Below are 23,554 nucleotides of genomic sequence, written 5' to 3' on the forward strand. Positions count from 1 at the left end.
TCATGTCATCGAAGATCGTCACGGCAGAGGAAGCGGCGGCAAGAATCCCTGACGGGAGCGTCGTAACCGTTTCGTCGTCCTCCGGCCTCGGCTGCCCGGACAAGGTGCTGGCGGCCATCGGCGAACGGTTCGACCGGGAAGGACACCCGCGCGGCCTCACCGCGCTGCATCCGATCGCCGCCGGCGACATGTACGGCATCAAGGGCGTCGATCACATCGCGAAGGACGGACTGCTCACGAAGATCATCGCAGGTTCCTACCCGAGCGGGCCATCCTCTCTGCCGATGCCGGAAATCTGGCGGATGCTCGTTGAGGACAGGGTCGCCGCCTACAACGTGCCCTCCGGTATCCTGTTCGACATGCACCGCGATGTCGCGGCAAGGCGCCCCGGCGTCTTCACGAAAGTCGGGCTGGATACCTTCGTCGATCCGAAGCGGCAGGGCTGCGCGATGAATAAGGCGGCAGAAGCGGAGCCCATCGTCACCCGCGTGAACCTTGACGGTGAGACCTGGCTGCATTTCCCGAACATCGTGCCGAATGTCGCGATCCTGCGAGCCACTACGGCCGATGAGTGTGGAAACCTCACTTACGAGCATGAAGGCGCTTATCTCGGCGGTCTCGAGCAGGCGATCGCCGTGCGCAATCACGGCGGGCTGGTCATCGCCCAGGTCAAGCGCGTGACGGCGGCGGGCTCGCTTCGCCCGCATGACGTCCGTGTGCCGAGCCACCTTGTCGATCTCGTGGTGGTCGATCCCGACCAGCGCCAGACGACGGAAACGCACTACGATCCGGCAATTTCCGGTGAAATCCTCAGGCCCTGGTCGAGCTTTACGCTCGCCGAACACGGCGTGGAAAAGGTTGTCGCGCGTCGTGCGGCGATGGAGTTGCGCGACGGTCAGACGGCGAACCTCGGCTTCGGAATATCGGCCATGGTGCCGCGCATCTTGCTGGAAGCCGGCCATCCTCAAGCCGTGACCTGGGCGATCGAGCAGGGTGCCACGGGCGGCATGCCGCTTACCGGTTTCGCCTTCGGCTGCGCTTCCAATGCCGATGCCTATGTGCCATCTCCTCAGCAGTTCATCTATTTCCAGGGCGGCGGCTTCGATGTCTCCTTCCTGTCCTTCCTCGAAATCGACGTGGAAGGAAACGTCAACGTCTCGAAGCTGGGCAAGAAGCCTTATCTTACAGCCGGTTGCGGCGGCTTTGTAGACATCACCGCACATGCGAGGAAGATCGTCTTCTCGGGGCTTTTCGAAGCCGGTGCGGAGATCGATCTGACGGAGGATATGCTCCGGGTCGCAAAGCCCGGCAAGTTCACCAAGATGGTCGACGAGGTCGAGCATGTGACCTTTTCCGGCAGGCGTGCGCGCGAAACCGGTCAGGAGGTTCTCTATGTGACCGAGCGCTGCGTCATAAAGCTCGAGCAAGAGGGTCTCGTCGCGACCGAGATCATGCCGGGCATCGATCCTGTCCGCGATATCGCCGAAGCGTCGCAAGGCAGGGTCCGCATCGCCGAAAACGCACGCCGGATGCCGCATTCCCTCTTGTCGTCCGGTGCGATGGAGTTGGAGCTGTGAGCGCGTTGCATCTCACGATTTCCGGGCCGGTCGCGGAGATCAGGCTCGACAATCCGGAAAAGCTCAACGCCTTGACGGTGACGATGCTCGAAGCGCTGGAAAGCCACTGCGCGGCTATCGAGCGCGACTCTGACGTACGGTCGGTCATCGTGACGGCGGAAGGCGAGCGCGCGTTTTGCGCAGGCGCCGATATCGAGGCTTGGTCGAAGCTCTCCGCGGCGGAGTTTGCCCGGCATTGGGTGCGCAACGGCCATCGCGTGTTCGACCGTCTGGCGAGACTTTCGAAGCCAACCGTCGCCGCCCTCTCGGGACATGCATTTGGCGGTGGGCTGGAACTGGCTGCGACCTGCGACATCCGCGTGATGGCGCCGGGCGCGACCCTGGGTCTGCCGGAGGCGAACGTCGGCATCGTCCCAGGTTGGTCCGGCACGCAGCGGCTGCGGCGCCTGTTGCCCGAACCCGTCATCAAGGAGATGGCGCTCTTCGGACGACGCATATCGGCGGAAAGAGCCTTGGGTCTAGGGTTTGTCGCGGATGTGAGCGAGAATGCCCGTGAGGCGGCCCGCGAAATCGCCCTTGGTGCGGCGAAACTCTCGCCAAGGGCGGTCGAGGTCGCGAAAAACATGATCCACGCCGGCGCGGGGGAAGACAGCGCGGCCCTGATCGAGGCGCTCGGAAGCGCTGCGATTTCGGCTAGTGAAGACAGCGACGAAGGGGTTGCCGCTTTCCGCGAAAAGCGCAAACCCATATTTGCCGGCAGATAGGTGGTCAAAATGACGACCCATGATCTCACCGTGATTTCCGCCGTCGAACATCCGGCTCTTCCGAAAAAGCCTTTCACCGGTCGCCATCTGATCGATGGCGGGTGGCGCGACAGCCTTGACGGCGCGACTTTCGTGCGCCGGTCTCCTGCGCATGGCACGCTGGCTTCCGTTAGCGCGAAGGGCGGGGCGGACGATGTTGAGGCGGCGGTCGCCGCCGCTCGCCGCCGCTTTGACGATGGCCGCTGGTCATTCACATCGGGCAAGCAACGTGCCGCTCTTTTGACGCGGGTCGCCGAACTGATCGACCGTGAACTTGAACGCATTGCGCTGCTGGAAACGCTTGAAAGCGGAAAGCCGATTTCCCAGGCGCGTGCCGAAATCGAAGGTGCCGCCGATCTCTGGCGCTATGCCGCCGCGCTTGCGCGCACCATTCACGGCGACAGCCACAATAGCCTCGGACCGGACATGCTCGGCTTCGTGCTGAAGGAGCCTGTCGGCGTCGTTTCGATCGTTACGCCGTGGAATTTTCCGTTCCTGATCGTTTCGCAGAAACTTCCCTTCGCGCTCGCCGCGGGTTGCACCGCCGTCATCAAGCCGTCCGAGCTTACGCCGTCAACGACCGTCATTCTGGGCGAGCTTCTTCTCGAGGCGGGTCTTCCCGATGGGGTCGTCAATATCGTCCTCGGCTATGGCAAGCCGGTTGGTGCGGTGATGACCACTCATGCGGATGTCGACATGGTTTCCTTCACGGGTTCCACCGCTGTTGGCAAGACGATCGTCGCCTCGGCGGCAGCGAGCCTGAAGAAGGTATCGCTTGAGCTTGGTGGTAAGAACCCGCAGGTTCTGTTTCCGGATGCCGATCTCGACAGCGCGATCGATGCGATCGTCTTCGGCGTTTATTTCAATGCCGGCGAATGCTGTAATTCCGGCTCGCGTATCATCGTCCACAAGGATATCGCCGAAGAGGTTATCGAGCGTGTCGTCGAGCTTTCGAAGAAAGTGCCTTTCGGCGATCCGCTCCACCCCGATACAAAGGTTGGCGCGATCATTTCGCCCGAGCACTGCCGCAAGATCGACGGATACGTGAAAACGGCGGCGAAAGACGGAGCAGAGATCCGCCTTGGCGGTGGAGAACTTGCCGTTCCGGGCTTGCCGGGCCAATTCTATCAGCCGACCGTGGTTGCGAATGTCACCGGGGTGATGTCCGTGGCACGCGAGGAAGTTTTCGGCCCCGTGCTTTCCGTACTGACCTTCGATACGCTCGATGAAGCGCTAATTCTTGCCAACGCATCGTCCTACGGCCTGTCGGCGGGTGTCTGGAGCGAGAGCGTTCATACCTGCCTTGAATTCGCAAGGAGGGCGAGGGCCGGAACCATCTGGACCAACACCTGGATGGACGGCTTTGCCGAACTCCCCTTTGGCGGCTTCAAGGAAAGCGGACAGGGGCGGGAGCTTGGCCGATACGGGCTGGAGGAATTTCTGGAGGTGAAGACGCTGCAGATGCGGCTAGGACAATCGCGCGAACTCTGGTTGAATTCGCGCTGACTCGCGAAAAGTCGAGGATGCAAAAAACGCATACAAGGGAGGAATGGCTATGCGTAGGAAATTTGGAGTAACGATGACGGCGGCCGCCGCGCTCATGACGTCGGCGTTCGTTGCCAACGCCGGCGAGGTGGAAGTCCTTCACTGGTGGACCTCCGGCGGCGAAGCCGCGGCCCTCAACGTGCTGAAGGACGATCTGGAAAAACAAGGCGTCGGCTGGCAGGACATGCCTGTTGCCGGCGGTGGTGGCACGCAGGCGATGACGGTGCTTCGTGCGCGTGTCACTGCCGGTAACGCGCCGACGGCGGTGCAGTTCCTGGGCTTCGATATCACCGACTGGGCGAAGGAAGGCGCACTTGCCAACCTCAACGAAATCGCTGCGGAAGAGAATTGGGACGAGGTCGTCCCGAAGGCCTTGCAGAAGTTCTCCAAATACGACGGCAAATGGGTCGCCGCACCCGTGAACGTCCATTCGACCAACTGGGTCTGGGCGAACAAGGCTGTTCTCGACGAACTCGGTATCGCGCAGCCGACAACATGGGACGAACTCATCGCCGCCATGGACAAGGTGAAGGGCGCGGGCAAGGTCGCGCTCGCCCACGGCGGGCAGGCCTGGCAGGACACAACGATCTTCGATGCCGTGGTGATGTCCACTGGCGGGCCGGACTTCTTCAAGAAGGCCTTTATCGATCTCGATCCGGAAGCGCTCGGCTCCGACACCATGAAGGAAGCCTTCGACCGTATGTCGGTGCTGCGCGGCTATGTGGATGACAACTTCTCCGGTCGCGACTGGAACCTTGCGACCGCGATGGTCATCAACGGCGATGCCGCTTTCCAGTTCATGGGCGACTGGGCGAAGGGCGAATTCCTGAATGCGGGCAAGAAGCCGGGTGAGGATTTCCTCTGTTTTCGCTTCCCAGGCACGCAGGATCAGGTGACCTTCAACTCCGACCAGTTCGCCATGTTCAAGCAGGGCGATACGGTCTCCGAAGATCAGGCCGCCCTTGCCAAGGCGATCATGTCGCCGTCCTTCCAGATCGCGTTCAACACGGTCAAGGGGTCCGTTCCGGCGCGCACCGACGTCTCCGATGAGGAGTTCGATGCCTGCGGGAAGAAGGGCATGGCGGATCTCGCGGCTGCGAATGCGTCCGGCAACCTGATCGGCTCGATGGCCCATGGCCACGCGAACCCGGCTGCGGTGAAGAACGCCATCTACGACGTGGTGACCGCGCACTTCAACGGCGAATACGACAGCGAGACGGCCGTCTCCGAGCTCGTCACCGCCGTCGAGATCGCGCAGTAAGAAACAGGGCAAGCTTCGGGAAGCCGGATCATCCGGCTTCCCGTCACCCTGACGGGGCTTGGATTCATGTCCGTATCAGAGATCTCCGGTCGCGCCGGTCGAGCCGACTGGCTGCGGGACGTTTTGCCGAAACTGGTGCTCAGCCCGAGCTTCGCGCTCGTTCTCATCTTCGTTTACGGCTTCATCGTCTTCACCTTCTACCTGTCGTTTACCGACAGCCGGATTCTGCCCAGCTTCGGGCTCGTCGGCTGGCAGAACTACACGCGCCTCTTTTCGCTTCGCGCGTGGGATATCGCCGTCAAGAACGTCCTGATTTTCGGCTCGCTCTACATCCTTATCTGCTGCGTGCTGGGGCTGGCGCTGGCGATCCTGCTTGACCAGAAGATCCGCGCGGAGGGCTTCATCCGCACGATCTACCTCTACCCGATGGCACTCAGCTTCATCGTCACGGGAACGGCATGGAAATGGTTTCTCGATCCCGGTATCGGGCTTGAGGCGGTCGTGCGCTCCTGGGGCTGGACGAGTTTCGAATTCGACTGGATCAAGAGCAGCGACATGGCGATCTATACGATCGTCATCGCCGCCGTCTGGCAGACGAGCGGCTTCGTGATGGCCATGTTCCTGGCCGGACTTCGCGGTATCGACAACGAGGTGATGAAAGCCGCTCAGATCGATGGTGCGTCGAATTGGGCGCTCTATCGGCGGATCGTCATTCCCCAGCTTCGCCCGGCCTTCATGTCTGCCTTCGTCGTCCTCGCCCATATGGCGATCAAGTCCTACGACCTGATCATCGCGCTGACGGGTGGCGGTCCGGGCACGGCGACCGAATTGCCCGCCACCTTCATGTATTCCTACACCTTCACCCGCAACCAGATGGGTATCGGTGCCGCTTCGGCGACGATCATGCTGATGGCGATCGCCGCGATCATGGTGCCCTACCTCTGGTCCGAACTCAGGGAGAAGAAGTGATGGCGACCGCAGCCGCAACGACGAACGCGGGCGCCGGGGCGACCCAGGTGATCCGCACCGGAGCGGGCAGCCGCTACGTGATTTACACGCTGCTGATCCTGTTCTGCCTTTACTATCTGCTTCCGCTCTACGTGATGGTTGTGAATTCGCTGAAGCCCTTGAGCGAAATTCAGGCCGGCGGCATGATGGCGTTGCCTGATGCCTTGACGTTCGCGCCCTGGGCCAGCGCCTGGTCGTCCGCGCAAGTGGGCGTGGAGGCAACGGGCCTGAGGCCCTATTTCCTCAATTCCATCCTGATGGTCGTGCCGGCGGTGGCGATATCGACGGTCCTCGGCGCGTTGAACGGCTACGTGCTTACCAAGTGGCGCTTTCGCGGCGATACGATCGTCTTCGGCCTGCTCCTCTTCGGTTGTTTCATTCCCTTCCAGATGGTCCTGATCCCCATGGCGCGCATGCTGGGGCTGATGGGGATCGCGGGCACCGTGCCGGGGCTTATCTTCGTGCATCTGGTCTACGGCATTGGCTTCTCCACGCTTTATTTCCGCAACTACTACCAGCAGTTCCCGACGGAGCTCGTGCGCGCGGCGATGATCGACGGGGCGGGCTTCTTCACAATCTTCCGGCGCATCATGCTGCCCTCGTCCGGGCCGATAGCGGTGGTCTGCGTCATCTGGCAGTTCACCAACATCTGGAACGACTTCCTGTTCGGGGCGAGCTTTTCGGATTTCGATAGCCAGCCGATGACGGTTGCGCTCAACAACCTCGTCCAGTCCTCTACGGGCGTGAAGGAATACAACGTTCATTTCGCGGGCGCGATCATGGCGGCCTTGCCGACGCTCCTCGTCTACATCGTCGCCGGCCGCTTCTTTGTGCGCGGTCTGATGGCCGGCAGCGTAAAGGGTTGAACCGATGGGATTTCTCGACATCAAGAAAGCGACCAAGACCTACGGAACGGTCAGGGTCCTGCATGAAACCGATATCTCGGTGGAGGAGGGCGAGTTTCTGGTCCTCGTCGGCCCATCGGGCTGCGGAAAGTCCACGCTGCTCAACATGATCGCGGGGCTTGAGGATGTGACCTCCGGCGAGATCGCGATCCGTGGCAGACGCATGAACGACGTGCGCCCGGCTGAGCGGAACATCGCCATGGTGTTCCAGTCATACGCGCTTTACCCGAACATGAACGTCGCGCAGAACATGGCCTTCGGGCTGGAGATGCACGGCGTGCCGAAGGCGGAACGCGACAAGGCAGTGAGCGAGGTCGCGGAACTGCTGCAGATCACGCAGTTGCTCAACCGCAAGCCTGGCCAGCTTTCGGGCGGTCAGCGCCAGCGCGTCGCCATGGGCCGCGCTCTCGTGCGCCAGCCGGATGTCTTCCTGTTCGACGAGCCGCTGTCCAATCTCGACGCAAAGCTTCGCGTCGACATGCGCACGGAAATCAAGAAACTCCATCAGAAGCTGAAGACTACGATCGTCTATGTCACGCATGATCAGATCGAGGCGCTCACGCTTTCAACGCGCATCGCCGTCATGTTTGGCGGCTACGTCCAGCAGCTCGGCACGCCCAAGGAAATCTACGACAACCCGGCGAACATGTTCGTCGCGGGTTTCATGGGCTCGCCGTCCATGAACCTTTTCCCGGCGAAAGTTGGCATGGAGAACGGGGAAGCGGTCGCCAGGATTTCGCTGCACGACGGCGAAACGGCGACCTTGCCGTTCGCGTCCGGCAACGCCATGGCGGTGCATGACGGGCGCGAGATCGTACTCGGCATTCGCCCGGAGGCGATAACGGACGAAGACGGCGCCGACAGGAACAGCAAGGCCATTCACAAGCTGGAATCGGCCGTGGAAGTCACCGAGCCGGCTGGTTCGGATACCTTCGTCGTCACCCAGCTCGGCGGCAAGGAAGTGACGGCGCGTTTCCGCGCGGATGTGGAAGTCAAGCCCGGCGACAGGTTTCCCTTCGCGGTCAACATGGAAAAGGCCGTCGCCTTCGATCCTGAAACGGAGATGCGGATTTCGGGATGAGCGGCAGGCCGGATATCGTCATTATCGGCTCCGGCATGGGCGGGGCGACGCTTGCCTCAAGCCTTGCGCCGACGGGTGCGCGGATCGTCATTCTCGAGCGCGGGCACCGGATCCCCGACGATGCTCCGGCGCGCGATCCGAACCGCATCTACAAGAACAGCGCCTTCCGCGACAGGGAAACCTGGCTCGACGGGGAAGGCCGTCCCTTTGAGCCGGGAAATTATTACAACGTCGGCGGCAATTCCAAACTCTACGGTGCGGTTCTGATCCGCTACCGTGCCGAAGACTTTGAGGAGATGCGTCATTTCGACGGCGTCTCGCCCGCCTGGCCATTCGGCTATGAGGAGCTTGCGCCCTGGTACGACAAGGCCGAGCAGCTCTATCAGGTGCGTGGCGATGCGTCGTCGGATGCCACCGAACCTCCGCACGGGGCGGGCTATCCGTTCCCGCCGGTGCCTGACGAGCCCGCCGTTGCAGCGGTTCGTGCCAGGCTTGAAAAGGCGGGAGCGCATCCCTTCACGCTTCCCCTCGCTGTCGATATCGACCGCTGGCTCGCCGCCGGCAACACGGGCTGGGACGGCTATCCCGATACGCGCTGCGGCAAGATGGATGCCGAAACCTGTGGCCTCGCGGCAGCCCTTGAATATCCGAACGTCGAGCTCGTCACCGGGGCTCATGTCACCGGCCTGAAGGCCGGGCCTGATGGCAAGCGCATTGCCGAGGTCGTCTATCGCAAGGACGGCATGGAAGAGCGGCTTTTGCCTCGCGTCGTGGCGTTATGCGCGGGGGCTGTGCAGTCGGCGGCGCTTCTCCTTCGCTCCGGTCTCGCGAACGGCTCGGACCAGGTCGGGCGCTGCTTCATGAACCATAACGCGACCGCGGTCATCGCCATCGATCCGCGTTTTCGCAACGATGCCGTCTATCAGAAGACTTTCGGCATAAACGACTGGTATCTGTCGGACGGCAATGGCGGTCCGCCGCTCGGCAACGTTCAGCTTCTTGGCCGCGTCGTACCGGATATCCTCAAGATCCAGGTGCCGAGCCTGCCTCGGCCGCTCGCAAGCTGGATCTCCCGGCATGCCATCGATCTTTATCTCATTTCCGAGGATCTTCCCGATCCCGAAAGCCGCGTCGTCCTGAAGGGCGACGATATCCAGCTCATCTGGCGCCGGTCGAACATGACCGCGCACCGCCGTTTGCTCGCAAGAACAAAGGAGACGCTGAAGGCCGCCGGATTTCCCGTCGTCCTGTCGCGGCTTTTCGACGGGCGGGTGCCGTCGCACCAGTGCGGCACGGTGCGTATCGGCAGCGATCCTTCCGCCTCTGTGCTCGATCCCGATTGCCGCTCCTGGGATCATCCGAACCTTTTCGTAACCGATGCCGGCGCGCTGCCAACGTCTGCGGCGGTCAACCCGGCGTTGACGGTCGCGGCACTTTCGCTGCGCGCGGCTGAAACGGTCAAGAAGGAGCTTGCGGCATGAATCGCGTGGCGCTGATAACGGGCGGACAACGTGGCATCGGCCTCGGCGTTGCGCACTCACTCGCCGAAGCGGGGTTTTCGCTCGCGCTTGCCTCCGAGGTCGATGAGGCGGATCGAAGCGTTGCCGAAGCTCTTCGAAATCTCGGGCCCGGCGCCCGCTACTACCGCCATGATCTGCGCGATTATTCCGGCGTTGCGGCTCTGCTTGACCGGGTAGAGGCCGACCTCGGACCCATCACCACGCTTGTTTCCAACGCAGGCGTGTCGGCGAAACAGCGCGGCGACATGCTGGAGCTTCAGCCCGACAGCTTCGATTTCGTCATGGATATCAACCTGAAAGGCGCATTCTTTCTCGCGCAGAACGTCGCGAAGCGAATGTTGGAACGTTCCAGCCCGCACTACCGCTCGCTGGTCTTCGTTACATCCGTCAGCGCGGCGACGGTTTCCATCGAACGGGCGGAATACTGCCTGTCGAAGGCCGCAAGTTCGATGATGGCGAAGCTTTTTGCCGTTCGTCTCGCGCCGCATGGCATTGGCGTCTTCGAGCTTCGCCCCGGCATCATCGAGACGGACATGACGGCGGGCGTGAGGGACAAATACACCGCGAGGATCGAGGCCGGCCTCGTCCCGGCAGCACGCTGGGGGCAGCCGCAGGACATCGGCTCCATCGTCGTTCCGATAGCGGAAGGCCGCATGGCGTTTGCAAGCGGCGCCGCGATCCCGGTCGATGGTGGCTTGTCGATCCCCCGTTTGTGAGGCTTTGGAATGAAAGACGGTTTCGATTTCATCATTGTCGGGGGAGGATCGGCGGGCTGCGTACTGGCGGCGCGGCTCTCCGAAAATCCCGATGTGCAGGTCTTGCTGCTGGAGGCCGGTGGAAGCGATCGCCATCCGTTCTATCACGTGCCGGCCGGCTTCGCGAAGATGACAAAGGGCATCGGAAGCTGGGGCTGGCACACCGTTCCTCAAAGGCACATGAAAGACCGCGTCTTCCGCTACACACAGGCCAAGGTCATCGGCGGCGGTTCGGCGATCAACGCGCAAATTTATACGCGTGGCAATGCGCTCGACTACGACGAGTGGCGCCAGCGCGGCTGTGAAGGTTGGGGCTATGAGGATGTCCTGCCTTACTTCAAAAAGGCTGAGGACAACGACACCTACGAAGACCGCTATCACGGCAAGGGTGGCCCCCTCGGCGTGTCGCAACCTCGTGCGCCGCTGCCGATCTGCGAAGCCTATTTCGAGGCGGCGGCGAAACTCGGCATTCCCCGCAATCACGATACGACCGGCGAAAAGCAGGACGGCGTCGGCTACTACCAACTGACACAGCGCAATGCCCGGCGTTCTTCGGCTGCCATGGCCTATCTCGCTCCGAACCGTGGGCGGAAGAACCTGACCGTGCTGACGGGCTTGCAGGTTCGGCGCATCATCGTCGAAGGGGGGCGTGCGCGGGGCGTGGAGTTGGTTGACGGACGACGGCTGACGGCGTCTTCCGAGGTGATCCTCTCCTCTGGCGCCATCGGCTCGCCAAGGCTCCTGCAGCTTTCCGGCATCGGTCCTGCCGATCATCTGAAGGAGGTTGGCATTCCGGTCGTCCTGGATCAGCCGGAGGTCGGCTCGAACCTGCAGGACCATCTCGATCTCTACGCGATCTGCGAAGTCACGGGGCCGCACACATATGACCGTTACGCGAAGCTTCACTGGTCGGCGATTGCCGGACTCCAGTACCTCCTGACGAGGAGCGGTCCGGTTGCTTCCAGCCTCTTTGAGACCGGTGGTTTCTGGTACGCAGACTCTGAAGCCCGCTCTCCCGATGTCCAGTTCCATCTGGGGCTAGGGACGGGGATTGAATCTGGTGTCGCCGCCATGCCGAACGGCGGCGTGACGCTCAACGCCTGTTATTTGAGGCCGCGTTCGCGCGGCTCGGTCAGGCTTGCAAGTTCCGATCCGGTCGCCGCTCCGTTGATCGATCCGAATTACCTTGAAGACGCCAATGACCGGCGGAATTCCATCGAGGGGTTGAAGCTTGCGCAGGCGATTCTGGCGCAGGACCCGCTCAAGCCCTTCATCAAGGTGGAGCGTCTGCCGGGACCGGACGTGAAGAGCGACGAGGATTATTTCGCTTTTATCTGCGAGCATTCCAAGACGTCGCATCACTGCGCCGGCACCTGCCGCATGGGTTCGGACCCCGAAGCCGTCCTCGACACGCGCCTGCGGTTCAACGGGATCGAGGGTCTTCGCGTCGTCGATGCCTCGGTCATGCCGACCGTCGTTTCTTCAAACACGAATGCGCCGACCATCATGATCGCGGAAAAGGCTGCGGACATGATAAAGGACGATTGGAACCCGTGAGGCCCGAGATGCGCCTGCCAACCTACGCCGGAATGCTGGAAGAATTTCGTCTGACCGGCGACCCGCTCATCCCTCGCGCCCCGTCCGTGCCGTTGACGCGCACTGCCTTCGCCGCGGCTCACGTCGTGTCCGACCCGCTCGCCGAGCGCGATCCCTGGGTCGGGCGCCCCGCGGTCGATTGGGAAAACACGCTGCGTTTCCGCCATTGGCTCTGGGATCAGGGGCTTGGCCTTGCGGAGGCGATGGACACCGCGCAGCGCGGCATGGGCGTCGACTGGTTGACGGCGAAGGAACTGATCGAACGGACGATGAGGGAGGCGAAGGCCCATCCGCTGAAGCCGCGCGTTGCCTGCGGTGCGGGCACCGATCAGGTGCCATTGGCGGAGCTGAAGACGGCCGACGCCGTTCTTGCCGCCTATTCAGAGCAAATGGAGGCAATAGAGGCTGCCGGCGGTCAGGTGATCATCATGGCCTCGCGCGCGTTTCCGGCAATCGGCGCGGACAGCGCGACTTATGAACGTGTCTATCGCCGGCTGATTGATCAGGCGGCGGCGCCTGTGATCCTGCATTGGCTGGGCGACATGTTCGATCCCGCGCTCAAGGGCTATTGGGGCACGCGGGATGCGGCCGAAGCATCCGAGACTGTGTTGCGGATCATCGGCGAGAACCCGGCCAAGGTCGACGGCATCAAGATTTCGCTGCTCGACAAGGCGCATGAGGAGGAATTCCGCAAGCGACTGCCCGGGGGCGTGCGGCTTTATACCGGTGACGATTTCAACTATTCCGATCTGATCGAGGGCGACGGAAAATACCATTCCCATGCGCTGCTCGGCATTTTCGCGGCAATCGCGCCCGCCGCCTCCCAGGCGCTGGAAGCCTTGGCAAAGGGTGACAAGGCGACTTACCACGCCCTGCTTTTGCCTACCGTTCCGCTTGCGCGTGAGATATTCAAGGCGCCCACGCAGTTCTATAAGGCCGGCATCGCGTTCCTTGCCTGGCTGAACGGCGCACAAAGCCACTTCATCATGCCGGGCGGCTTCCAGTCGTCTCGGGAGATCACCCACTATGCTGAAGTGTTCCGCCTCGCGGAAAAGGCGCGGCTCCTGTCGAAGCCTGATCTTGCGAAAGAGCGGATGAGCCTGCTTCTTCGCCTGCACGGCATCGAATGAGCAGCCAATGAAGAAAAGGCCCACGATACTGGATGTGGCGCGCCACGCGGGCGTTTCGAAGTCCACCGTTTCGCTGGTTCTTCAAAACAGTCCGCTTGTCAGGGAGACCACCCGGCGGCAGGTCGAAGCGTCAATGGCCGCCTTGAATTACGTCTACAACCGCGCCGCCGCGAACCTTCGCGGCGCGGGCACCGGCCTTGTCGGTCTTATCATCAATGACCTCCGCAACCCGTTTTTCACCGAGTTCGCCGCCAGCGCACAGATGGCCTTCTCGCGCCGGGGTTTCGCAACGGCGATAGCCAACACGAACGAAGATCCGGAGATCCAGGCTCAAACTATCGATTCCATGATCGAACACGGCGTCTCGGCGCTGCTCATTTCGCCCGCCTACGGAGGAGATGCATCGAGCTTCGACAGGATCGAACGCGCCGGTATCCCGACCATGCAGGTGCTTCGCATGGTCGACGAGCGTACGGATGTCTTCCCCTTCGCCTCTCTCGACTACGCGACAGGCGGAAGGCTCGCCACGCGTCACCTCGTGGAGCTGGGGTGCCGGAACATCGCTTTCGTCGGTGGTCTTGAGGATCGCCCGATCACGCTCGAGCGAATGGCGGGATATCGTGAAATCATGGAAGCCGAAGGCCTTGAGACGAGATATTTTTCCGGCAGGCCCTCGCGCGCATTCGGGCGGGAAATGGCGCGCACGCTCAAACGTGATCACGGCGATATCGAAGCGGCGATATGTTTCAGCGACCTTGTGGCGATGGGAATGCTGTTCGGCTTTGCCGAGATCGGTGTCGAACTCGGCAAGGATTTTCGGATAGTCGGCTTCGACGACATCGAGGAATGCTCTCTCGTCTTTCCGCAGCTCAGTTCCGTGCGTTGCGATACCGCGCGTTTCGGAGAGACTTCGGCCGAGACAATGCTCCGCTGGATCGAGGAGGGGGCGCATCCGCCGGCAATCCGCCGCTATCCGGTGGAGCTTGTCGCCCGCCATTCGAGCCTCGGCGTACCTCTGCGGCGTACTTGAACCGGGCGCTTTTGCCTGCTTTATCCCGTATCTTCCCCGTCCCAGTAACCGGCCTTATCGGCCAGAAAGCCGATATGCTGGAACGTGCGCGCCTCGGCATTGCCGCCTGGGGGCATGCCGGCGAAAACCGCGAATTTTCCTGAATCCGGGTAAAGGCCGATGTCGGGCTCCAGCATCGAGCTGATCGCCAGATAACGCAATTCGTTGCCTTCATCGGCGATCAGTTGATGGGCTGTTTCCATGCTGCCGGCAGGCGCGCCGAGGATGTCTCCGGCAGTAACTGCAATTTCTTCGTCTCCGAAATGATACCGGCCGCTGCCCGACAGGATGACGAACATTTCGTCGTTGTTGACGTGAGCATGTTTCGGCCATGCGCCCTTGCCGGGTTTCAGAACGACCAGCCTGCAACCGAGCTTGCTCAGGCCAAGGGCCTGTGCAACCCGTGCATCGGAATAGGCGTAGTTTTTGCCTTCGGCGTGGTCCGCCAACTCGGCATCTTCTATCTTGAAGACAGCTTTCTTGCGGTTCTGCATTTTCCCATCCTCATGCGCGTTCAGTGAGGTCCTGTCGAAAAGGCGAGTATCTGGCTGATTTCGTTCAGCGAACGCCCGCTCTCCTCGCGCCATGTGTTGAGGGCTTCCTGAGTTGCGGTAAGGTCGCGCTTCGATGTCGGCGCCTTGTCCACCACGCCTTCGCGAATGAGGGCCGCGACGACGTCGCCTGAAAAGATAAGCGCGTCCACGCCCATGCGGCGCAGGAAAATCTGGCCGGCATTGCCGCCCATCCGGCTTGCGCGTTTTTTCAGAAGGTCGACAAGATCGATATATCTTTCCGGCGGGTAGGTGCAGAATGCGGCCCCCACGGAGCCGTGTTCCCTCGCCAGGTCATTGAGGAACACCGCGTTCTCGCCAACGGAGCGGATCTTCGCGATATTGGCGACGATCCTGCCGGTAGCCGCGAGCCGTTCGACATCCTCATCCGACATCAGCGTCCAGCGGTTGACGTCGAAGCCCTCGAAAACCTCCTCGAAATCCGGCCATTTCCTGTCGATCAGCGCCCAGTTGAAACCGGCCTGGAAGATGCATCTCGTCATCTCGCTCAGCCACCTGTCGGGCGGAATTTGCTCAAGTACCGCCTGTGGCTTGGGCTTGGTGAGAAGACGCTCGAGCGCGGCCTCTCCTCCCTTGTGGCGAGAGGCTAGCTCAAAAATCTCGGAAAACTGCCTCATGCATTATCTCCCAGGGGGCATGTTCCGTCGATATCTAGGGTCTGGACCCATAAAATTGACGGAAATGGTATGAGCCGATTTGGTTGGATACGAGGAGCAAGAGCGCAGGAAACCAGGCCGGTTTTCAAGATCTTGCGACAAAGTAGCCGGCCAAATCGGCCATATCTTCGAGACACCGAAACGGCTTCGATCTGCCGCGTCGAAGGGCTTGACCGGGTGCCCGACCCGCTCCGCGCCCTTCTCCTTGCATTTCTTTGCCGTTTCCGGTGCCATTTGCATCAATTTTATGGGTCCAGACCCTAGTGGTTTTTGAAGACAGGAATATGCTCAATCGTATTGAAAATATGCTTCTACGTATTGAATGCGAACTGATTCCCTATCCCTGCAGTAAGGCCGGTTCGCTCTGGTGAGCTTTAAAGAATAATCGCCGGCGTCCGCTCTGTGCCCGGAACGCGCGGAAGATATGCCGGTCCGTCCCGAACCAGGAATCCGTTGAAAGCCTGCATCGAAGGCGACGTCGAGCGGTCCTGGCGCGAGACTGAGAACCATTGCCGCCTGATCGGCATGCCTTCCACGTCGAGCACCGCGAGCCGGCCAAGCTGCATCTCCGCCTCGATCGTGTGGGCGGAGATGAAGGCGACGCCAAGCCCCGCCATCACCGCCTGTTTTATGGTTTCGTTGGAGCCCATCTCCGTTCCCAGATCGTCAAGCTTTTCCGGAAGGTCGGAGAAGAATATTTCGAGTGAAATCCGGGTGCCCGATCCGGACTCGCGTATGAGAAAGGCTTCTTTTGCTATCTCTTCCTTGGAGATGGTGCGTTTTCCGGCCAGCGGATGGTTGGCAGGCGCGATTATGACAAGTGGATGTTCGCCGAAGACGGTGGAGCGCACCGCAATGTCCTTGGGAGGGCGGCCCATGAGCGCGATATCGAGATCGTGGTGCCGGAGCGCTTCGATCGTTTCGGCCCGGTTCCCCACCTGAAGATCGACCTTGATGCCCGGATGGTCCTTCAGGAATGCCGCGATCAGGCGGGGGGCGAAATATTTCGCAGTTGAAACGGCTCCCAGCCGCAGCGTGCCTTTCCTGGCGCCGGTGAAGGCTTCGATTTCTTCCGAAAAGGCCTGAAGCTGGTCTTCGATCGCTTGTGCGCATTCAAGCGCCGCCAGCCCTGCGGCAGTCGGACGCAGGCCGTCCGATGTCCGGTCGAAAAGCGCAAGGCCGAGTTCTTCTTCCATCTGCTTTAGTTGGAGCGTAACCGCCGGCGCCGTCAGCCCCAACGTCTTGGCGGCGCTCGCGATTCTTCCGTTGCGCTGGATAGCGATGATGGCACGGAACTGACGCAAGGTGAGGTTCAACATAAATGATAATAAAAATTTTTAATGCATGATGTAAAGAAATTAAAATTTACTAACTCGCTAACAACCGAAATGATCATTTCCGTCCTGCCGGAAAATCTGCGGGGCGCGGGAGGAAAGATCATGAGCGGCAGGACGCTTGAAGCGTTTCTTGACGATTACTCCGAAGGCGGCGGCGCGGTCGGCGCGCATGTCGCGGAGACGATCCGCCTTTTCGCGGAAGCTGCCGTTCGAATGCGTCTGGCGATCAATGAAGGCGCGCTCGGGGCTGCATTTTCAGCTGTTCGCGAGGCTGCCCATGCGCATGGTGACGAGCAGAAGGAGCTCGATGTCTTCGCCGACGACCTGTTCCTGGACGCTGCCCGCCGGGCGCGGGTGTCCTATTATGCTTCCGAGGAGCTTGCTCATCCGGTCTCCGTCGATCAGTCTTCGGAAATAGCGATCGCCATCGATCCGCTGGACGGGTCTTCCAACATCGATACGAATGTCTCGATCGGCACGATTTTTTCGATCCTGCCTTCGAAGGAAGACGAGGCTTCCACTTTCACACAACCCGGCAACTGCCAGCTTGCGGCGGGCTTTTTCATTTACGGTCCGCAACTCGCTTTAGCGCTCACCCTAGGGCAGGGCACGAGCGTTTTTGTATATTCAGCGCGGCTTGAAGCTTTCGTCGAAGCCTATCCGAAGCTAGCAATTCCGCCGGATGCGCGTGAATTCGCGGTCAATACCTCGAACTACCGGCATTGGGACGAGGCCGTTCGCCTTTACATCGACGATTGCCTGAAAGGTGCGGAAGGCCCGCGCGAAAAGGACTTCAACATGCGCTGGATCGCCTCGCTCGTGGCCGACACTTACCGCATCCTCATTCGCGGCGGCGTGTTCTTCTATCCGGGTGACGGCCGCAAGGGATATTCGGCCGGGCGCCTGCGCCTCGTCTATGAAGCCAACCCCATTTCCATGCTGATCGAGCAGGCCGGCGGCAAGGCGACGGACGGAACTTCCCGCGTTTTGGACAAGGTGCCGACAGGCCTGCATCAGCGCTCGCCGCTGGCATTCGGCTCGGTCAAGGAGGTCGACAAGATTGCCCGTTATCTTGCCGATCCTTCGGCAATCGGCAACCGCCATCCTCTTTTCGGAAATCGCGGACTGTTTCGTTCCTGAAGCGGACTGCGTGGTAGAAGTCGCCAGCTCCGAACTGGATACATGAGACATATCAGAGAGTTGGGTCGTATCGCTCGCCCGCGTGCAGTCAAGGTGCGCCCTGAAGGGAGAAAACGAAAATATGTCCCACAAGCATCCGATTATCGCGATCACGGGGTCCTCCGGTGCCGGCACCACCACCGTCCGCGACACCTTCGAGAAGATCTTCAAGCGCGAGGGGCTGACCGCGGCCTTTATCGAGGGCGACGCCTTTCACCGCTATGACCGACATGGAATGAGGGAAAAGGTCGCGGAAGAGGAAGCGCGCGGCAACTACAGCTTCTCGCATTTCAATCCGGAGGCGAACGAACTCGAAATCCTGGAATCCGTCTTCGAGGAATACGGCCGCCTGGGAACGGGCAGGACGCGGCACTACGTTCACGACGAGAAGGAAGCCGGACACTACAACACCCGGCCCGGCACTTTTACCGATTGGGAAGACCTTCCGGCCAGCGATCTTCTTTTCTATGAAGGCCTGCATGGCTGCGCCGTCACCGACAAGGTGAATGTGGCCCAGCACCCGGACCTGAAGATCGGCGTCGTGCCCGTCATCAATCTGGAGTGGATCCAGAAGATCCATCGCGACAAGGCCGCCCGTGGCTACACGACCGAGGCCGTTACCGACACGATCCTGCGTCGCATGCCGGATTACGCGCGCTACATCTGCCCGCAGTTTTCGCAGACGAACATCAACTTCCAGCGGATACCGACGGTCGATACCTCCAATCCCTTCATCGCGCGCTGGATACCGACTGCGGCGGAATCGATGCTGGTCATCCGTTTCGCCAATCCGCGCGGTATCGACTTTCCATATCTGCTTTCGATGCTGCACGGCAGTTTCATGTCGCGCGCCAATTCCATCGTCGCTCCCGGCGACAAGCTGGACCTTGCCATGCAGCTCATCTTCACCCCGCTTATCCACAAGCTGATGGACGTGAAGCGCCGCGCCGCCTGAGGAGAAGTCCATGAATATTCAGGATACTTCCGCGCTTGCCGGCGCGGTCGACGAGAAGCTCGTGGCTAATACCTCCGGTCCGTTTGCCGTGGACGCCGCAAAAATGGGGAGTGGTCTGACGGCCCGCTATCCGGACATCCGCCAGGCGCAGGTACGCCACAAGACTGTTTTAGTGCGCGCAGACCTGGATGTGCCTTTGGATGGCGGGGTCGTCGCGGATGCAGGCGCAATCGAGCGTTTTGCTCCCACGGTTGTGGGTCTCATCGAACGTGGCGCGAAAGTCATCGTCATGGCGCATCTGGGAATGCCGCAGGGCGAGCCCAATCCGACGTTGTCCACCTTTCCGATCGCTGTTGCGCTTGGCGAAGTTCTTGAGCGCGGCGTGCAATTTATCCCTGATTGCGTTGGTGAAACAGCGGAGCGCGTTACGGGCAATCTACCGGACGGTGGGATCGCCTTTCTGGAAAATCTCCGCTTTCACAAAGGCGAGACCGAAAACAGCCGTGCCTTCGCGCTCATGCTTTCCGTCCACGGAGATATCTTCGTCAACGACGCGCCTTTCTGTTCGCAATGGGTCCAGGCTTCGACCAACAAGATCGCTGAAATCCTGCCGCCCTTTGCAGGTCCGAACATGGTTGCGAAGCAGAAGAAATCGCAAATTCTGGAGGAAAACTGAGATGGCCCGGATCACCCTTCGCCAACTGCTCGATCACGCCGCCGAATACGGCTACGGCGTGCCGGCCTTCAACATCAACAACATGGAACAGGGACTTGCGATCCTGGAGGCCGCGAAGACCACCGACAGCCCCGTCATCATCCAGGCTTCGCGCGGTGCGCGTTCTTACGCCAACGACATCATGCTTTCAAAGATGATGGAGGCACTGGAACTGATGTATCCGCGGATCCCGATCTGCATCCATCAGGATCACGGCAACAACGTTGCGACCTGCCTTTCGGCGATCCAGTCGGGCTTTACATCCGTCATGATGGACGGCTCCCTGAAGGAGGATGCGAAGACGCCGTCGGACTACGGCTACAACGTTGCGATCACTCATAACGTCGCCAGGCTTGCGCATATGGTCGGCGTTTCCGTCGAGGGCGAGCTCGGCTGCCTCGGAAGCCTTGAAACGGGTGAGGGCGAGGCGGAGGACGGTCATGGCTTCACGGGCAAGCTCGAACGCTCCCAACTCCTGACCGATCCGGAGGAAGCCGCCCGGTTCGTGGCGGATACCGGTGTCGACGCGCTGGCTGTCGCTATCGGAACCTCGCACGGCGCCTACAAGTTCACCCGCAAGCCGACAGGTGACGTGCTTGCCATGGATGTGATCGAGAAGATCCACGAGAAGCTGCCGAGCACGCACATCGTCATGCATGGCTCGTCCTCCGTGCCGCGGGAGTGGCAGGACGTCTTCAATGAAAACGGCGGAGAAATGCGGGAAACCTACGGCGTTCCCGTGGAAGAGATCGTGCGCGGCATCAGGCATGGCGTGCGCAAGATCAATATCGACACGGACCTTCGCTTGGCCGCGACGGCGGAAATGCGCCGGGTCGCCGCTACGTCGAAATCAGAATTCGATCCGCGCAAGTTCCTCAAACCCGCCATGGAGGCGATGAGCAAGGTTTGCCGGGAGCGCTTCGAGGCGTTCGGCACGGCGGGCCGCGCCTCGAAGATCACCGCGATCCCCATGAGCGAAATGGCAAAACGCTACGCCAGCGGCGAACTCGGCCCAAGAGCCGGTGTGGCGCGTGCGGCGTAACTGCTTGATCAAGAGAGGGTAATTCCATGAACAAGGACGCGAAAACCGAGATCCGGGGCAAGGAACGCTACAAGGCGGGTGTTCTGAAGTACGCCCAGATGGGCTACTGGGACGGTGACTACGAGCCGAAGGACACGGACGTCATCGCGCTCTTCCGCATTACACCGCAGGAAGGTGTCGATCCGGTCGAGGCGGCGGCGGCCGTTGCCGGCGAAAGCTCCACTGCCACCTGGACGGTTGTCTGGACGGATCGTCTGACGGCGGCCGACCAATATCGCGCCAAGGCCTATCGGGTGGAGCCGGTGCCGGGGCAAGAAGGCCAGTACTTCTGCTATGTCGCTTATGACAATATCCTTTTCGAGCCAGGGTCCATCGCGAACCTGACGGCATCGATCATCGGCAACGTCTTCTCGTTCAAGCCGTTGAAGGCGGCGCGCCTCGAGGACATGCGGTTCCCGGCTTCCTACGTGAAGACCTTCAAGGGCCCGCCGACCGGAATGGTGGTAGAGCGTGAACGCCTCGACAAATTCGGCAAGCCGCTTCTGGGTGCTACGACGAAGCCGAAACTTGGCCTTTCCGGCAAGAACTACGGCCGCGTCGTCTACGAGGGGCTGAAGGGCGGCCTCGACTTCATGAAGGATGATGAGAATATCAACTCGCAGCCCTTCATGCATTGGCGCGACAGGTTCCTCTACTGCATGGAAGCAGTGAACCGCGCCGCTGCGGAAACCGGCGAGATAAAGGGGCACTATCTCAACATTACCGCCGGAACGATGGAGGAGATGTACAAGCGCGCCGAATTCGCCAAGGAACTCGGCTCCATCATTGTCATGGTCGATCTCATTGTCGGCTGGACGGCGATCCAGTCGGTCTCCGAGTGGTGTCGGCAAAACGACATGATCCTGCATATGCACCGGGCTGGCCACGGCACCTACACGCGCCAGAAGAACCATGGCGTTTCCTTTCGCGTGATAGCAAAATGGCTGCGCCTTGCCGGTGTCGACCATCTGCATGCGGGCACCGCCGTCGGCAAACTGGAAGGCGATCCGCTGACTGTGCAGGGCTACTACAACGTGCTTCGAGAAACGAAGAACGAGGTGGATCTGCCACGCGGCATCTTCTTCGAGCAGGACTGGGCCGACCTTTTGAAGGTCATGCCGGTTGCTTCGGGCGGCATCCATGCCGGCCAGATGCACCAGCTTCTGCATTTGTTCGGAGACGACGTGGTGCTTCAGTTCGGCGGTGGCACAATCGGCCATCCGATGGGCATCCAGGCGGGTGCTACCGCGAACCGCGTCGCCCTCGAAGCCATGGTGCTTGCCCGCAACGAGGGCCGGGATATCGTCAACGAAGGTCCGGAGATCCTGCGCGCCGCCGCCAAATGGTGCAAGCCGCTGGAAGCCGCCCTCGATGTCTGGGGCAACATCACCTTCGACTATACCTCGACCGACACCTCGGACTTCGTGCCGACGGCGGCTGTGTCCTGATTTCCGGTCAAGCAAGGAGACAAAAATGCGTATCACCCAAGGATGCTTTTCCTTCCTGCCGGACCTGACGGACGAGCAGATTTCGGCGCAGGTCGAATATTGCCTCGAACGCGACTGGGCGATCGGTATCGAATACACCGATGATCCGCACCCCCGGAATACCTATTGGGAAATGTGGGGCAACCCGATGTTCGACCTTCGCGACGCCAGGGGCGTGATGATGGAACTCGACGAATGCCGCAAGGCTAATGCGGACGCCTATATCCGCATCAATGCTTTCGATTCCACGCGCGGTTGGGAGACGGTGCGCATGTCATTCATCGTCAACCGCCCCAAAATCGAACCGAAGATCGACATGACCCGGTTCGATGCGGCTGGCAGGTCGCAAAGGTATGGCTGGCGCGCGGTACGTTGAGCAGGCAAAGGGAAACGGGATGACGCAGGCGGCTGAAAAGCACGACGATCCTCCGCAGACGGTTGATCTGGCGGAGGAATACCGCGCGTCCGGCGTGGCGGAAGTTCTTGACGAGCTTGACCGCGAACTCGTCGGTCTGAAGCCCGTCAAACAGCGTATCCGCGAAATTGCGGCGCTTCTCATCGTGGAGCGGGCGCGGCAAACGATGGGGCTCACCCATGAAACGCCGACGCTTCACATGAGCTTCACGGGCAATCCGGGCACGGGAAAGACGACGGTTGCGATGCGCATGGCGAACATCCTGCATCGCCTCGGCTATATCCGCAAAGGCCATCTCGTTTCCGTTACCCGAGATGATCTCGTCGGCCAGTACATCGGCCATACCGCGCCGAAAACGAAGGAAGTTCTAAAGAAGGCGATGGGGGGCGTGCTCTTCATCGATGAGGCCTACTACCTCTATCGGCCCGACAACGAGCGGGACTACGGCCAGGAGGCGATAGAGATCCTTTTGCAGGTCATGGAAAACAACCGTGAGGATCTGGTCGTGATCCTCGCCGGCTACGCCGACCGTATGGACAAGTTCTTTGAGAGCAATCCGGGTTTCCGTTCGCGCATTGCGCACCACATCGACTTTCCGGACTATGGCGACGATGAGCTGTTGAACATCGCCGAGACGATGCTCGAAGCGCAGAACTACCACCTCGATCCGCAAGCTCGCGATGTCATGGCGAATTACATCGAACTGCGGCGTGTGCAGCCGCATTTCGCCAATGCCCGATCCATCAGAAACGCGCTCGACCGGGCGCGGTTGAGGCAGGCGAACCGTATCTTTTCCACCTCAAAAGGTCCCGTTACCGCAGAGGATCTTTCGACGATCCGTGCAGAAGACATCAGCGTTAGTCGCGTCTTCACGATGGGTGTTCCCGACAGTTCGAAAGGCTGCTGA

General features: G+C 60.8%; 22 protein-coding genes. 19 read left to right on the top strand and 3 right to left on the bottom strand.

Annotated features, from left to right (window positions below; all coding sequences use genetic code 11):
* Window positions 1-2: 2 nt before the first annotated feature.
* The 12 genes from GR183_RS03520 (at window position 3) to GR183_RS03575 (ending at window position 14,211) form a co-directional block, all read left to right on the top strand.
* Window positions 3-1,577: an acyl CoA:acetate/3-ketoacid CoA transferase gene (locus GR183_RS03520; protein WP_160774231.1), complete on the top strand. Its 1,575-nt coding sequence runs from the start codon at window positions 3-5 to the stop codon at window positions 1,575-1,577.
* Entirely contained in the window at window positions 1,574-2,341 is a 768-nt protein-coding gene (locus GR183_RS03525) for an enoyl-CoA hydratase/isomerase family protein (RefSeq protein WP_160774232.1), read from the top strand. The genes GR183_RS03520 and GR183_RS03525 overlap by 4 nt, the downstream gene beginning before the upstream one ends.
* A 9-nt stretch (window positions 2,342-2,350) precedes the next feature.
* Window positions 2,351-3,886 (top strand): aldehyde dehydrogenase family protein, encoded by a 1,536-nt coding sequence (locus tag GR183_RS03530; RefSeq protein WP_160774233.1) that lies wholly within the window; start codon window positions 2,351-2,353, stop codon window positions 3,884-3,886.
* 49 nt (window positions 3,887-3,935) lie between these two features.
* A complete protein-coding gene (locus GR183_RS03535; RefSeq protein ID WP_160774234.1) occupies window positions 3,936-5,186 on the top strand; it encodes an ABC transporter substrate-binding protein in 1,251 nt (416 codons plus the stop codon).
* A 66-nt stretch (window positions 5,187-5,252) separates the two neighbouring features.
* The gene (locus GR183_RS03540) at window positions 5,253-6,155 is read left to right on the top strand and encodes a carbohydrate ABC transporter permease (protein ID WP_160774235.1); all 903 of its coding nucleotides are present in this window, start codon (window positions 5,253-5,255) and stop codon (window positions 6,153-6,155) included.
* Window positions 6,155-7,060, top strand: a complete 906-nt coding sequence (locus GR183_RS03545) for a carbohydrate ABC transporter permease (protein WP_160774236.1) — start codon at window positions 6,155-6,157, stop codon at window positions 7,058-7,060. The genes GR183_RS03540 and GR183_RS03545 overlap by 1 nt, the downstream gene beginning before the upstream one ends.
* 4 nt (window positions 7,061-7,064) lie before the next feature.
* Window positions 7,065-8,180 (top strand): ABC transporter ATP-binding protein, encoded by a 1,116-nt coding sequence (locus GR183_RS03550; RefSeq protein WP_160774237.1) that lies wholly within the window; start codon window positions 7,065-7,067, stop codon window positions 8,178-8,180.
* The gene (locus tag GR183_RS03555) at window positions 8,177-9,661 is read left to right on the top strand and encodes an FAD-dependent oxidoreductase (protein WP_160774238.1); all 1,485 of its coding nucleotides are present in this window, start codon (window positions 8,177-8,179) and stop codon (window positions 9,659-9,661) included. Before GR183_RS03550 ends, GR183_RS03555 begins: the two co-directional genes overlap by 4 nt.
* Window positions 9,658-10,416, top strand: coding sequence for a 3-ketoacyl-ACP reductase (locus GR183_RS03560; RefSeq protein WP_160774239.1), 759 nt, complete (start codon window positions 9,658-9,660; stop codon window positions 10,414-10,416). Before GR183_RS03555 ends, GR183_RS03560 begins: the two co-directional genes overlap by 4 nt.
* 9 nt (window positions 10,417-10,425) lie before the next feature.
* Window positions 10,426-12,012 (top strand): GMC family oxidoreductase, encoded by a 1,587-nt coding sequence (locus GR183_RS03565; protein ID WP_160774240.1) that lies wholly within the window; start codon window positions 10,426-10,428, stop codon window positions 12,010-12,012.
* 8 nt (window positions 12,013-12,020) lie between these two features.
* The gene (locus tag GR183_RS03570; RefSeq protein ID WP_160774241.1) at window positions 12,021-13,181 is read left to right on the top strand and encodes a dihydrodipicolinate synthase family protein; all 1,161 of its coding nucleotides are present in this window, start codon (window positions 12,021-12,023) and stop codon (window positions 13,179-13,181) included.
* Between the two features lie 7 nt (window positions 13,182-13,188).
* Window positions 13,189-14,211, top strand: coding sequence for a LacI family DNA-binding transcriptional regulator (locus tag GR183_RS03575; RefSeq protein WP_160774242.1), 1,023 nt, complete (start codon window positions 13,189-13,191; stop codon window positions 14,209-14,211).
* A gap of 20 nt (window positions 14,212-14,231) precedes the next feature.
* On the opposite strand, the gene GR183_RS03580 is transcribed toward GR183_RS03575, so the two are convergent.
* The 3 genes from GR183_RS03580 to GR183_RS03590 all read right to left on the bottom strand — a co-directional run bounded on the left by GR183_RS03580 (window position 14,232) and on the right by GR183_RS03590 (window position 16,797).
* Entirely contained in the window at window positions 14,232-14,744 is a 513-nt protein-coding gene (locus GR183_RS03580) for a cupin domain-containing protein (protein ID WP_160774243.1), read from the bottom strand.
* Between the two features lie 20 nt (window positions 14,745-14,764).
* Window positions 14,765-15,439 carry a DNA-3-methyladenine glycosylase I gene (locus GR183_RS03585; protein WP_160774244.1) on the bottom strand — a complete coding sequence of 225 codons (675 nt, stop codon included), beginning with the start codon at window positions 15,437-15,439 and terminating at the stop codon, window positions 14,765-14,767.
* A 413-nt stretch (window positions 15,440-15,852) separates the two neighbouring features.
* The gene (locus tag GR183_RS03590) at window positions 15,853-16,797 is read right to left on the bottom strand and encodes a LysR family transcriptional regulator (RefSeq protein ID WP_160774245.1); all 945 of its coding nucleotides are present in this window, start codon (window positions 16,795-16,797) and stop codon (window positions 15,853-15,855) included.
* Between the two features lie 120 nt (window positions 16,798-16,917).
* Between GR183_RS03590 and GR183_RS03595 the strand changes: the two genes are divergently transcribed.
* The 7 genes from GR183_RS03595 to cbbX all read left to right on the top strand — a co-directional run bounded on the left by GR183_RS03595 (window position 16,918) and on the right by cbbX (window position 23,554).
* Window positions 16,918-17,955, top strand: coding sequence for a class 1 fructose-bisphosphatase (locus tag GR183_RS03595; protein ID WP_160774246.1), 1,038 nt, complete (start codon window positions 16,918-16,920; stop codon window positions 17,953-17,955).
* A gap of 121 nt (window positions 17,956-18,076) precedes the next feature.
* Window positions 18,077-18,949, top strand: coding sequence for a phosphoribulokinase (locus tag GR183_RS03600; protein ID WP_160774247.1), 873 nt, complete (start codon window positions 18,077-18,079; stop codon window positions 18,947-18,949).
* 10 nt (window positions 18,950-18,959) lie between these two features.
* Window positions 18,960-19,625, top strand: a complete 666-nt coding sequence (gene pgk, locus GR183_RS03605) for a phosphoglycerate kinase (protein ID WP_160774248.1) — start codon at window positions 18,960-18,962, stop codon at window positions 19,623-19,625.
* A gap of 1 nt (window position 19,626) precedes the next feature.
* Entirely contained in the window at window positions 19,627-20,706 is a 1,080-nt protein-coding gene (gene fba / locus GR183_RS03610) for a class II fructose-bisphosphate aldolase (RefSeq protein WP_160774249.1), read from the top strand.
* Window positions 20,707-20,732: 26 nt separating this feature from the next.
* A complete protein-coding gene (locus GR183_RS03615) occupies window positions 20,733-22,193 on the top strand; it encodes a form I ribulose bisphosphate carboxylase large subunit (protein WP_160774250.1) in 1,461 nt (486 codons plus the stop codon).
* 25 nt (window positions 22,194-22,218) lie between these two features.
* Window positions 22,219-22,608, top strand: coding sequence for a ribulose bisphosphate carboxylase small subunit (locus tag GR183_RS03620; protein WP_160774251.1), 390 nt, complete (start codon window positions 22,219-22,221; stop codon window positions 22,606-22,608).
* Between the two features lie 19 nt (window positions 22,609-22,627).
* Window positions 22,628-23,554: a CbbX protein gene (cbbX, locus tag GR183_RS03625; RefSeq protein WP_160774252.1), complete on the top strand. Its 927-nt coding sequence runs from the start codon at window positions 22,628-22,630 to the stop codon at window positions 23,552-23,554.

Source organism: Stappia sediminis (assembly GCF_009826895.1).
GTDB lineage: Bacteria > Pseudomonadota > Alphaproteobacteria > Rhizobiales > Stappiaceae > Hongsoonwoonella > Hongsoonwoonella sediminis.

What these genes read in the sequence shown, in the direction of transcription:
- GR183_RS03615 (WP_160774250.1), top strand. Translation starts at nt 20,733, where the DNA reads ATGAACAAGGACGCGAAAACCGAGATCCGGGGCAAGGAACGCTACAAG.
- GR183_RS03520 (WP_160774231.1), top strand. Translation starts at nt 3, where the DNA reads ATGTCATCGAAGATCGTCACGGCAGAGGAAGCGGCGGCAAGAATCCCT.
- GR183_RS03600 (WP_160774247.1), top strand. Translation starts at nt 18,077, where the DNA reads ATGTCCCACAAGCATCCGATTATCGCGATCACGGGGTCCTCCGGTGCC.
- GR183_RS03540 (WP_160774235.1), top strand. Translation starts at nt 5,253, where the DNA reads ATGTCCGTATCAGAGATCTCCGGTCGCGCCGGTCGAGCCGACTGGCTG.
- GR183_RS03570 (WP_160774241.1), top strand. Translation starts at nt 12,021, where the DNA reads ATGCGCCTGCCAACCTACGCCGGAATGCTGGAAGAATTTCGTCTGACC.
- GR183_RS03550 (WP_160774237.1), top strand. Translation starts at nt 7,065, where the DNA reads ATGGGATTTCTCGACATCAAGAAAGCGACCAAGACCTACGGAACGGTC.
- GR183_RS03595 (WP_160774246.1), top strand. Translation starts at nt 16,918, where the DNA reads ATGAGCGGCAGGACGCTTGAAGCGTTTCTTGACGATTACTCCGAAGGC.
- GR183_RS03545 (WP_160774236.1), top strand. Translation starts at nt 6,155, where the DNA reads ATGGCGACCGCAGCCGCAACGACGAACGCGGGCGCCGGGGCGACCCAG.
- GR183_RS03575 (WP_160774242.1), top strand. Translation starts at nt 13,189, where the DNA reads ATGAAGAAAAGGCCCACGATACTGGATGTGGCGCGCCACGCGGGCGTT.
- GR183_RS03590 (WP_160774245.1), bottom strand. Translation starts at nt 16,797, where the DNA reads ATGTTGAACCTCACCTTGCGTCAGTTCCGTGCCATCATCGCTATCCAG.
- GR183_RS03565 (WP_160774240.1), top strand. Translation starts at nt 10,426, where the DNA reads ATGAAAGACGGTTTCGATTTCATCATTGTCGGGGGAGGATCGGCGGGC.
- fba (WP_160774249.1), top strand. Translation starts at nt 19,627, where the DNA reads ATGGCCCGGATCACCCTTCGCCAACTGCTCGATCACGCCGCCGAATAC.
- GR183_RS03530 (WP_160774233.1), top strand. Translation starts at nt 2,351, where the DNA reads ATGACGACCCATGATCTCACCGTGATTTCCGCCGTCGAACATCCGGCT.
- GR183_RS03585 (WP_160774244.1), bottom strand. Translation starts at nt 15,439, where the DNA reads ATGAGGCAGTTTTCCGAGATTTTTGAGCTAGCCTCTCGCCACAAGGGA.
- cbbX (WP_160774252.1), top strand. Translation starts at nt 22,628, where the DNA reads ATGACGCAGGCGGCTGAAAAGCACGACGATCCTCCGCAGACGGTTGAT.
- GR183_RS03535 (WP_160774234.1), top strand. Translation starts at nt 3,936, where the DNA reads ATGCGTAGGAAATTTGGAGTAACGATGACGGCGGCCGCCGCGCTCATG.
- GR183_RS03555 (WP_160774238.1), top strand. Translation starts at nt 8,177, where the DNA reads ATGAGCGGCAGGCCGGATATCGTCATTATCGGCTCCGGCATGGGCGGG.
- GR183_RS03620 (WP_160774251.1), top strand. Translation starts at nt 22,219, where the DNA reads ATGCGTATCACCCAAGGATGCTTTTCCTTCCTGCCGGACCTGACGGAC.
- GR183_RS03580 (WP_160774243.1), bottom strand. Translation starts at nt 14,744, where the DNA reads ATGCAGAACCGCAAGAAAGCTGTCTTCAAGATAGAAGATGCCGAGTTG.
- pgk (WP_160774248.1), top strand. Translation starts at nt 18,960, where the DNA reads ATGAATATTCAGGATACTTCCGCGCTTGCCGGCGCGGTCGACGAGAAG.
- GR183_RS03560 (WP_160774239.1), top strand. Translation starts at nt 9,658, where the DNA reads ATGAATCGCGTGGCGCTGATAACGGGCGGACAACGTGGCATCGGCCTC.